This window comes from Bradyrhizobium sp. HKCCYLS2038 (assembly GCF_051167655.1).
Taxonomy (GTDB): domain Bacteria; phylum Pseudomonadota; class Alphaproteobacteria; order Rhizobiales; family Xanthobacteraceae; genus Bradyrhizobium.
In genome coordinates this window covers 107746-118935 of sequence record NZ_JBNPTM010000010.1, presented here as the reverse complement: position 1 = coordinate 118935, position 11190 = coordinate 107746, and the positions used below count along the sequence as shown (strand labels likewise).

Here is an 11190-nt window from a genome sequence, read left to right as displayed (position 1 = left end):
GCCGGGCCCTCGACGCCGGCGCGGCGGCTTCGCCGTGCGCCGCTACACGTTGAGAGGGCGGGCCTCGTCCCAAGTTGCCTGCAATGCATTGACCGTCCAGCAGTTGTTCTGCTGTAGGCGGACCACGGCGGCCGCAATACTGCTGTGTCCATGGCGGGTTGTCTTTCTTCTCAGAACATCCATGGTCTTCCGAAAACGATTCTTGCGCGAGTTGAGGGCAATGCGACGCAAGTCGGAGCGTTTGGACGACGTACTCCATCTGGTAGGGCCTGGCCGTCAGACGTGCGGAACTTCTCGCAGCGCAAGCCATATGCTCGCTATTGCTGCGTGTTTTGTAAGAAACTTGCATCTCGCAGCGAAAGGTGTCAATATGAGATACTTTCTACCTGCAGTTAGAAAGATACAAAGGAGAGTCAGATGAAGTCGGATATCGATCGACTGACCCGGACTTACCAAAAGGCGGTTGAAAACGATTGGCGAACGGTCCAGTCCGCGACGGAGCAAGCCATCGCCATGCATGCGGCAAAATTGCCAGCTGAGAAAATTACTCAGAAGCTAAATATCGCTCGTTCGATTCTCGCAGGCGAGAATGGAACTCATATCAAGACGTCTGGAATCGATGAACCGTAGATGCTAGGCGACGCCCCTTCAAATTGATAGGCGATCTTGCGGGGGCGCTTCGCTGCTATTGGCGCAACGGCCGTCTTAGAGACGGGCCCCGCATCATGACATGTACTTGGTCCATCGCCGACCGGTAGCTAATTCTTTCAAAACGACGGAAATATGTAATGCGGCTTTGACTGCGTCGACTATCTACACGCGCATACCTCGTTTTGCCCCGCAAAAATGAGAAGAGTCAAATGTCCGCATAAGCCACAGAGAAGTATGAGCCCAGAGAGAAAGTGACCCCGCATATGCGCCTCGAAGTTGACGCGCCCAGCATCTCGCAGCGGGAATCGATCCAGGCCCTGCAGGAATTTCAAGACGAACTGCTGCCTGAAACTATTGCAAACGCACTTCAAACGAGTTTCTACCGCGAGCACTGGGCCGGCTGTGACGTTGGCGATATCAATCGCTACAATCTCTCGAAGCTGCCTACAGTCGGCAAAGAGCACATTCGAGCTGCGGGAGCGGGCGCTCAAGTTCGTGCTGGCGTCATTTGCGACGACGTGTTTACGACAGGGACGACGGGAAACCCTCTGACAACGGTCAGGAGCAATCGCGAGCAAAAGTTCATAAGGGAATTCTTCGGCCGGCAATTGAAAGAGCGCCCAGTTACGCGGCTGTTGCGAGGACTGGAGTTCAAGAATCCCTATCACGGCCATCTCATCGGCGTACCGGCACTTATTCATTACCACAAAGTAAGCGTGTATGACGCCGGCAGTTTTGATTACGCAAGAAACACGCTGATATGCAGTCACAACGACGCTAACGTGGAAGAGCGCTGCTCCATCCTGTTGGGGCTCGAACGATGTCTGCGCGCCTTCACACTGGACACAATCAGCAAGTTTCCGGGTGGCTTTTCAGGGCCTGAGCTGCGGGTGGTCGTGTCTTACTCGCAGTACCTCACTTACGCCTGGCGCCGTCGTCTTCAGGACACCTGGGAAGCTCCCGTCATCGATCGTTTCGGTGTCAGCGAGGTGTTCGGCGGAGCCAGCCAGTGCTTGCACTGCGGTTGGTATCATTTCGAACCATTTGTCATCCCCGAAGTCGTGGGCGCACATAGCGGTGAGACAATGTCCTCAGGCGCGGGACTTCTGGCGCTTACAGCGCTGTATCCATTTCAGCAGGCCCAGCCACTTGTCAGGTATTTGACCGGAGACCTCGTGGAAACGACGACGGAGCTATCGTGCCGCCCGGGGACAACAGCGATCAAGCCTCTTGGGAGAGCACGCTACGGCGTGCCGGACCCTGGCACCGACCGATGGCTTATGACTCCGGCATCCGTGCTTGAAGCGGTCGACGAAATCCCCGAGATCCAGCGCACGCCACGATTTGTTGGAGTAGGTCAGATACGCGACCCCTATGCGATCGGCCATCCAAAGTATCGAACGCGGTGGTCCAAAGAGGGACCTCGTTTGCGATCAAAGATCGAATTCGTTGTCGCTCCTGGAACCTCCGACGATCGACGGAAAGCGATTTGCTCGGAGATTCTAAATCATGTTGTCAAAGCAAATAGGGCGTTGGATCTCGCCGTGCGGGAAGGCGCCGCCTCGATCGAAGTCGAAACTTGCGATGACATGGAAGAGGGAGACTTGATTGCACAGGCTCATTCGGGAGGCGTATGGAGCGACGCTTAGCAGACGGCGGAGCTGCCTTAATGATCGGTTCAATCCGCTGTAGCTTGTGAAACTCCGGCGTCTGGGACCGCAGGTATGCCGCCAAGAGGCACAAAAGAAGCCGGATAGCTAAAGGTCATCCTTGGTCTGGTGCCATCGAGTTTATTGGCGAGCGTACACTGTCGGGGAGAGGCGCGATGGAAATGGCTTGCGGAACTTTGTACTATTCGGCACCGCTCACTCCCGGAGGACGTGAGGACAATTGGCACTATGACGCCGTTTCAGATCCGCCGAACGTAACAAGCAACTTTCTGACGACCGGCATTGATGTCGACGTAACGGATCTGAGGAGCGTGGCTCTAAGGCCAACGCTGGATGTGTGGGGATTTGAGAAACTCGATTTTCCAACCGGCGTCAACCAAGCCGACCTCTCAGACTCGGATCCCGAAGCCATCAACGCATATTGTGACGAGACGACGTCTTACCTCAAGGCTGTACTCGGAGCCGACGAGGTTGTGCTGTTCGACACAGTCATACGACACAAGGATACCGAATCCCCAGCCAAGCCGAACGGCAGTCCCTTCGTAGCTCCCTATATGCGCGTGCATGTCGATCAAAATCCGAGAAGCGCTCTGGCGCGGCTCAAGCATCACGTAGGGTTCGACGCAAAGCTTCGGCGATTTCAAATACTGAATGTTTGGCGGCCGCTGGTCATCCCGGTCCGAAACTACCCGCTGGCGCTGTGCGACTACCAGACTTTGAATCCTGAGCGGGATTTGATCTCGACGCGACGCCTGCTTCCTGAATGGATGCACGAACTCTGGGTACAGGATCGAGAAGGCTATTCTCTCAAGCATCATCCAAATCATCGCTGGTACTATTGGAGACATCTGACGCCGGACGAAGCCATTGTCTTCAAGTGTCACGACAGCGCCAGCATCAGCCTTGCGCTAGGTCCGGAAGGCCGCGACGCAAGGAAACAAGACTTAGTAGGCAGCGCAGAGTTTGACCTGCTCGATGTATCGGGTGTTTGCCCTCACACGGCATTTTTTGACCCACTGAGTCAAGATCAGGGACATCTTAGGTCCTCGGTCGATGTCCGCATGCTTGCGCTCTACAACTCGGGTCCTTAGAGCCGCAGCTTTTCTAAACTTGCATCCTATCATTGATCGCGCTTATAGGGCTGAACCAATGACCGAGATCGATAACGCAACTTTCATGTTTTCGGAAGTTATTTCCGGTTCACGCTTGGGGCCGCTGCGACGGCAGTTGATCGAAAGGGGATTTATTTATGTGACCGAGCACCCGATATCCGCTTCGCTACATGAAAATTACCTCGATGCGACCATGAATTTTTTCAAGAACGGCTCGGCGCAAGAAAAGCAGGCGCTGAAGCCGGCGAGAAAGGAATTAAGGAGAGGCTTTTCGGATTTGGAGGCGGAAAGCACTGCGCTCGTAATGAACTCGGGCAAGTATTCTGATTACTCGATGTGCTATTCGATGGGGGCGAGCAATAACCTATTCCCATCGAAACGATTTGAAGCTGCATGGGTGGATTATTTTAATGCGTCGAATGCCTTTGCGATTAATATCGCGCGCGCAATTTTGCAGCACAGCGGCGGATTGGCGCCGAGTGTTGGCGATGAATTGGATCGCTGCGATCCGTTGCTGAGGTTTCGTTATTTTCCCGATGTGCCTGAAGAACGTGTGGCCGAGAAGGAGCCTATGCGCATGGCGTCACACTACGATCTCTCGATCTTGACGTTGATCCAGCAAACCCCGTGCGCAAACGGCTTCACAAGCCTGCAGGCGCATATCGGGGGTGAGATGGTGGACCTACCTGCAAAACGAGAGGCGATACTGGTGCTGTGTGGAGCCGTCGCCACATTGGCAAGCAACGGGGCGCTGCCCGCTCCGCGCCACCATGTGGCCTCGCCACCAGCAGACAAGCGGATCGGCAGCGCAAGGACATCGAGCGTCTTTTTCCTAAGGCCAAATCCGGCATTTAGCTTTTCGGTAGGCGAGGCGCGCGGCTACGGTCTCGACGTGAGCCTGAAGCAAGAGCGCGCCACATTCGCCGATTGGATCGGCTTCAATTATGTGACAATGCACACGGGGATCTGATAGCGGTGCCTGTCAGTCAAAGAGCGCCACAGATCGGCATAGCCAGGCAAGCCGCTTTCGAGGCATTTTTTGGTTGGCGCATAGCGAGCGGGAGAGCCTGCTTGCATCACCGGGATCTCACCGGCGGCGACCTCCGCGTTGCGTGTGTCGATCTGTGCGGGCACCGCCCCGTGGTTTTTGCTGCACCGGGGTCGTGTCGATCGCCTCGCGTTGTGCTGGTTGTCGAGCATTGAGCCGTGGCGATGGACCCGCGCGTCCTCATCGTCGGCGGTTCGCTGGTCGGTATGGCGACCGCGCTCGCGCTCGACGCACGTGGCGTCACATGCCGAGTCGTTGAGCGTTGGAAGCCGCCAGTTCGGGGCGGCACAGGGCTCGGGGTCGATAGAGGCTTGCTTTCACGTGTCACTGGGCGCGACGCGCGACGCAGTGACGGCGGCGTCGGCCTTTTGCCCGTGATCCATGCGCACGGCGAAGCCGCTGCGTGGCAAGACATTCACGACTGGCTCTGCGCGCATGTCCTGGCCGCTAAACATATCAATTTGGTGCATGGAGTAAAAATCAATAGGGTCGGCACGGAAGATGACCATGCATGGGCCGACGCTGAGGGGATGCGCCACCTTGCACGCGTCGTGGTGGGTGCCGACGGCTATCGCAGTGAGGTTCGTCGCGCTGTGGGCTCTGGTCGAACTCATGGGCGGTGGGCCGGCTATGTCCTTTGGCGCGGGCTCGCGAAGGAGACTTGGCTACCGCCTGAGCTGCAGGGCTTTCCGGATGGAAACGGGGTCGGCAGGACGACCACGGATGGTTACCGGCTGATAGCCTATCCGGTCCCTGGACCCGATGGCGGAACTCGACGCTGCGCCCGCGCGATCGCGTTCGCATGGTATGATCCGTTCCGTCGCGATGATCTCTCGAGGCTCGGCTGTGTTGCCGGCAATGAGGTCTTGTCGTCGCTTGCGGCTGACGCCATGCCGACTAAGCTCTTACATGAATTGCGTACGCTAGCCGCTCGAGTCTGGCCGTTACCATGGCGAGAGGCTGTGGTTGCAGTAATAGACCGCGGCGAGCTATTCGGCACGCCTATCGTCGAGCACGTTCCTGAACGTCTGACGCACGGGCGTTTGGCGCTGGCGGGCGACGCTGCGCACGTTTCAACGCCTGCACTTGGCGGCGGGCTCGAAACCGGGCTGCTCGACGCCGAGACCTTTGCCGATGCCTTAGCCGAATCCGCTGAGGGCGCAGAAGAACAGGCTCTCGCGAATTACGAACTGTTGCGTCTCCGACACGGCCGCGCCATCGCGCTACGCGGCCAAGCCTGGAGCGAGGCCTATGTCGCCACGGCTCACGAACGACGACTGCCCCACTGCAGAAGTTTGTGACGGCCATGATTCACGCCGAAGCCGCAGAGTGAGCCTGCTGGCTTTTTCATCGACGCCGGCGAGGGTGACGGCCCAAGGCGCTAGTACCAAACATAGAGGATTTGACGGATTGGTTGGGCACCTCCAGGCCGGACAGAATCGTAAGCGTTGTTCTCAAGCGACGTTGCGCAGTTTTCCGCTCCGGCTATGCCCAGGGCATGAGCCCCTATCAATCCGATCATTGGGATGAGCCTTGACGATCTTGGCGATGGTGTCGAGGATATAGACTTGGGGATCGATGGCGCCGAGTTTGCGGGCCTCTTCTATCTGCGTATCTTGGCTGTAGCAATCTTGCGGCGTTAGGCGTTTTTGCTTCGCTCATACGGCTAGGATTGTTGTGATGCACAGGTGTGATAGCAACTTTTCGCAACATTGCGGTTTGCTGCATTTTGTTGCGCTCGAATGAAGGATGATCTGATTGGTCCTCGTACCGTTGTCAGAGAACCACAGCAGTGCACATCAAGCCGGCCACCGATGGACCTGGGCCTCCAACATTCTGCCGGGGGCGCTGCTGTTGCGTCGCCGTAAGCGCGAACGTCTGCGTGCCCCCGTACGCAGTGCGATAGCGAGCCGGGAGATCGACGCCAGACCGACAGAACGAGTCGCGGAAGCGCCCGAGCTTGAGAAGTAAGTTGAGGCCTGGCAGCAGAAGTGCGCGTATCCTCCTGTGCAATTGGCCGTCACATGGAGCGCTGCCGAGACATTAGACTTTCTAGTGGTGAGCCGGTCCGGCTTTTTGTCCAGACCTCGCATGCCAAGCATGCGCTATTTGGCTTCCAATGCCCTCTCGTCGGAGCCTGGTCCTTCGCGAGCCGGGCCGGGAGGCACGGCGAGCCCGCGACGCGGACACGCGTCATCGCCGCCGATCCGGCTTGCCGGATCGGCGGCGCGATTCTTTCATGTTGTGAGGCCGCGCAACTGAGCTCCAGTTGCGCGGCCAATGGCCTTAGACTGCACGCTCCATCAGGCGCCTTGCCTTGCCTTCCAACTCGAGGCGAGCATCCTGATGCGGCTTGGCCCGGGCAAATGCGGTAATTCCTTGAATGAAATCGAAGATACTTTCGGGCTTGCGGTTTTCCTCGCCAAGGACGGTTTTGATGATTTTCGAGGTCTCGGATTTGGTGAAGGCGTTCTTGCGCAAGAATGCTTCTCGGTCCTCGTCCGTGCGAGCAACGATCCGCTCGCGAGCCGCCCTGATGCCGGCGACGAAGGGTGCAGGCGAGGAATTGGCAAAGCGCGTCAACGCGGGCGCAGCCTCGTGCGCAAAGCGCTGAGCGGCGAACTTCGAATGACGGATGGTAATCTGCTCAAAATTCTCCACGCCCCAGAGATTGCGGTTCATGCAGACGGCGCGCAGATAAAAGCTGGCGATGCCAAGGGTCTTGCTGCCGACTTCACTGTTCCAGCAATAAAATCCCCGGAAATATAGATCCGGCGATCCATCCGGCAGCGTTCCGGCCTCGATCGGATTAGTATCGTCGACCAGAAACAGGAACACATCCCGATCGCTGGCGTAGAGCGTCGTGGTATCCTTTGTGACTTCCACAAGGGGATTGTGTGTCATGGTCGACCAATCCAGAACGCCCGGCACCTTCCAACGGGTGTCACCGGTGCCGTTGCCTGCGATCTTCATGACGGCAGCGACCAGCTCATGATCCCAGATGCGGCCGTAATCCGGGCCGGTTACGGCGCGGAGTTCGATGCGCCCGCTTTCCGCTTCCAGCGTTTTGATGAGCTCCGCGCGATGCGATAGCAGACCGTGCTGCAGGTTGATGGCTGACAATGGCGCCGGGAGTTGCCGCAAGTAGGAGGTCGGGGCTCCGACAAGCGTGCACAATTGGCCAAAGCTCCAATGGGTCGGTGCAACTGGCTCGTCCCGTCCCGGCACCATGAGGGAGAGGCGTTCCGGATTATCCCGGCTTGCCTCTACCCGAATGGACTTGCTTTCAATCGTCCGGGCCTGCGTACGCTCGGCGCGGCCTCGCACTGCTGCATAGAGGTCTGGCAGGTTGAGGTAGCGCTCGTCATCGGGCCGAGCAAACCATTCGGACGACACCCGGCCGATTCGCTGACCGCGCGATATGTCCACACGGAAGCCGCCGGAAGCGGGTTGTTCGGGTAAGGTCATGATGTTCATGGTCGTTCTCCTATGGGTTCAGGTTGAAGCGCAGCGCTGCGCTGCAACCCTGCCCGTCGGCGAGACCTGGGGTAGCAAGGGCAAGGGCGGCCGGATGCGGAGGGGGATCACCCGCCCGAAGGGGCGCCGCAGGCGGCGCATCTGTACGCGCTCCGACGAAGTCGTGATCAAAAGCGCGGAAGATCGGGGATACCGTTCCGGCCGGCACGGCGTGCCGTGCTTCACCCTTGCCGGCGCGAGGGCGGAGCCCTTAGCAGTTCCTTCCAAGAAAAATTGTCCTGCCTTATCCGCACCAGCGGCAGAATCGAGAAAGGCCCCGCCTCGAAGAGGCGGGGCCTTAGATGCCTCGGCATCAGTCGCCGCTGCGGCGAGACCAGATCAGAGCGAATTCGTCGCCACCGTCGATCTTGACGAGCGATGCGTAGATCGCGCCAGGCAGTGAAGGATCGTCGATCTTGCAACTGAGGTAGGTGCGATCGCTGTCACGCGCGACCTTCCTCCATGCCGCCCCGCACTCGACCGCGCCCGCGACGATCCGATAGTCGGGCGCCCTGTCGTTACCGGTCTCGGAGTTGGCGACCAGCTTTGCTTTCAGGTTGAGCGTAAGTGTCTTGATGGACCCGACATAGCCGGTTTCCGATGCGGTGAAGGTGCCAATCTGAGCCATGATAGTCTCCATTTGTTACTCGGGCCGCGACCATCGCCGCCTCGATGACGGTCGTTAGCCCGGGGAGCGATGGGCCCGCAGCCTTCAGGCCCGCAGCGGATGCGCAGGACTGCGTCAGCCTGCTTTTTTGTCTTCGCGCGAGGAATGCCGCCGCTTCGCGGCAGGGGAAAAAAGCAGGCGTAGCAGTTGCGGGAAGGCGATCGAGGCGTAGCCGGCCCCCGGGCTTGATCCGCTCATCCGAGGAGGCGCAGGACGCGAGCCCTTTCCAGGCAAATGGAGACAATCATGGCGTACTGCACCGGGTTGCATGAGGGTTTGATCGGCTTGGTCGGAAGCCCGCGAGATGCACGAAGCTCAACCTTGAAGCTGACGATCTGAGGCGGGGTGATGGCGTAACTTCGCGGCTTCGTGGTGCTCGAAAGGTCGCGGACATTGGCGCTTGTCGCGATGGTCGAGAGATCCTCAGTTCATGGATGAGTGCCAACGCGTGTCGGGAGGCTCGCGTGCATACTGTCATCTTGTCACGCGGTTCGTTCAGGACGGCCGAGGCATGCCAACGAGCGTTGCAGGGCTATTCTTGGATTTCGTCAATTTGGCATAGCAAGCGCTGATCTGAGAGGCGTTGACGCCCTCTCACTGAAAATCGGGCCAGAATCCACATCCCCGATGAGAGCGCGCTCTCATCGTGCAGACTTGGATCGCAATCGGCCGGCCTGACAAAATGACGAAATGCCAAGCTTCGTGAGGCGAGCGAGCTCGTGGACGGCTCATGAGGAAAATGCATCGAGCCGCAACGGCCGGCTTTGGATTTTGTCATTCTGTCATTTCGTCAGGCCGGGTACCTGGAGATCGGCTGAATGGCGACGGTCGTGTGGGGAGACCGGAGGCCGCATCGGCAAGGCTGTCCGAGGCCCATGCTCCGGATCGCCGCGATTTTCTCCGGGGTCAGGGGGGAAATTCCCTAACCGGGTCCTCTAACAGAGATGTCGCCCACGCTTCGATGGGTGACATAGGGATCCCCTTTGGGGGGAGCATCATGGCACGAAAGTCGACAATGACCAAAGCTGAAAGCAAGCCGGCGTCAGCCGATGTGGAGCCGGGCCAGAATTTGGCCGGCGTCAAGGCATGGCCCGACGTGGACCTCGCCTTCGCAGAGAAGAACGTCGCGACGTCCCCCTCGTTTCCGGTGAGCGCCTTGCCGCCGGCAATCGAACCCCTCGTCGCAGGCCTCGCCGCCGCAAAATGCATCACGCCGGCCTACCTCGCGCCGGCGATTCTCGGCGCGTTTTCGGGCGCGATCGGCAACAGGTGGCGCATCGCCATCACGCCGGACGAGGCCCAGCCGCTCGGCCTCTTCATCCTCCACGTGGGCGAGCCGGGATCGCATCGCAGCTCGGCCGTTCAGGTCGCGACCCGCGCCCTGCGGCAGGCGGAGGCCGCGATCAGCACGGACCTCACGACGACCGCGGCCATGGCCTCGGCCGAAGTGTCCAAGGCGCGCCACCAGGACAGCGCGCGAGCCATCCGGCAAATCGTTCGCGAGCACGGCACGCCGTTCGACGTCGGCGATGAGGAGATGCCTCCTCCGCCGCTGATCGTGTCGGACGCCAGCGGCGCCGGCTTCGTCGACGAAATGCAGCATGATGCGCGCGGGCGGGTGCTCGTGACCGATGAGTTCGGCGGCGGCAGCCTGGCTGGCCCGGGGGAGATGGGCCAGAAGATCCTGCTGCAGGCGTTCGACGGCAATAGGTTCGACCAACGGCTCAAGAGCAGCGGGCACGTCAGTGTCCCCGCGCTGCTGCTGACGATCATCGCGGCGACTCATCCGGATCGTGTCCAGCAGATCGTCGGGCGAATCCGCAACGGCGCGTGCGCCCGCTTTCTGTGGACGTATCCGGCGTTCGAGCTGGTGCACGACCTGCCCCAGCAGTCCGGGCCGGTTGAGGAACTCGGCAAGCTCGCGGTCGATCTCGCCCGCTCCGGTGGCTCGAACCGGTCCGGCAGCTTCTTCGACACGATCGAACTTTCGGCTGACGCGCGGGCCAATCTGACCGGGGCCAGCAAGGCCTTCACGATGGGGCTCGATGATCTGTCCGGCCCGCTGCGCGATGTTCACGTTCGCGCGCGGCAGCACGCGCTGCGGCTGGCCGGGTTGTTCGCTGTCGTCGAGGCGACGGCGAACGGCAGGCAGCCCGATCAGGTGACCGGCGAGCATGTTGAGCGCGCCGGCACCCTGATGGGTGACTTCTTCCTGCCGATGGCGGCGCGGGCGCTGTCGGCGGGCTCGTACAAGGCCGAAAGCCCGGCGCTTCAGCTCACGCGGCATCTGCGCCGTCTCGGGAAGGCGACGGTGAATGTGCGCGACGATATTCAGCGCGGGATCGGCTCGCCGCTGCGTGAGCTTGCAACGATCGGCGAGGCGCTACGCGAACTGCAGTTGCGTGGCTTGATCAGGCCCGTCGAACGCTTGCGGGTGGGCGCCGGCCGCCCCTCGCGGGACTGGATGATCCATCCGGCCCTGCTCGGCGGGTCTGCTGGCTGAGATCGCTCGCAATAACTGCAGTC

General features: G+C 59.8%; 8 protein-coding genes. 6 read left to right on the top strand and 2 right to left on the bottom strand.

What is annotated here, in order from left to right; genetic code table 11:
- The first annotated feature begins 417 nt into the window (after positions 1-417).
- The 5 genes from ACQR1I_RS31930 (at position 418) to ACQR1I_RS31910 (ending at position 5782) form a co-directional block, all read left to right on the top strand.
- Positions 418-630, top strand: coding sequence for a hypothetical protein (locus tag ACQR1I_RS31930; RefSeq protein WP_434870243.1), 213 nt, complete (start codon positions 418-420; stop codon positions 628-630).
- A gap of 284 nt (positions 631-914) precedes the next feature.
- Positions 915-2300, top strand: a complete 1386-nt coding sequence (locus ACQR1I_RS31925) for a hypothetical protein (RefSeq protein ID WP_434870242.1) — start codon at positions 915-917, stop codon at positions 2298-2300.
- 176 nt (positions 2301-2476) lie between these two features.
- Entirely contained in the window at positions 2477-3412 is a 936-nt protein-coding gene (locus tag ACQR1I_RS31920) for a CmcJ/NvfI family oxidoreductase (RefSeq protein WP_434870241.1), read from the top strand.
- Between the two features lie 58 nt (positions 3413-3470).
- Positions 3471-4403, top strand: coding sequence for a 2OG-Fe(II) oxygenase family protein (locus ACQR1I_RS31915; protein WP_434870240.1), 933 nt, complete (start codon positions 3471-3473; stop codon positions 4401-4403).
- A gap of 242 nt (positions 4404-4645) precedes the next feature.
- On the top strand, positions 4646-5782 hold the full coding sequence (locus ACQR1I_RS31910; protein WP_434870239.1) for an FAD-dependent monooxygenase: 1137 nt from the start codon (positions 4646-4648) through the stop codon (positions 5780-5782).
- 985 nt (positions 5783-6767) lie between these two features.
- On the opposite strand, the gene ACQR1I_RS31905 is transcribed toward ACQR1I_RS31910, so the two are convergent.
- Positions 6768-7958: a DUF932 domain-containing protein gene (locus tag ACQR1I_RS31905; RefSeq protein WP_434870238.1), complete on the bottom strand. Its 1191-nt coding sequence runs from the start codon at positions 7956-7958 to the stop codon at positions 6768-6770.
- A gap of 352 nt (positions 7959-8310) precedes the next feature.
- Positions 8311-8625 (bottom strand): DUF736 domain-containing protein, encoded by a 315-nt coding sequence (locus ACQR1I_RS31900; RefSeq protein ID WP_434870237.1) that lies wholly within the window; start codon positions 8623-8625, stop codon positions 8311-8313.
- A 1054-nt stretch (positions 8626-9679) separates the two neighbouring features.
- On the opposite strand from ACQR1I_RS31900, the gene ACQR1I_RS31895 reads away from it, so the two are divergent.
- On the top strand, positions 9680-11167 hold the full coding sequence (locus tag ACQR1I_RS31895; RefSeq protein WP_434870236.1) for a DUF3987 domain-containing protein: 1488 nt from the start codon (positions 9680-9682) through the stop codon (positions 11165-11167).
- Positions 11168-11190: the final 23 nt, after the last annotated feature.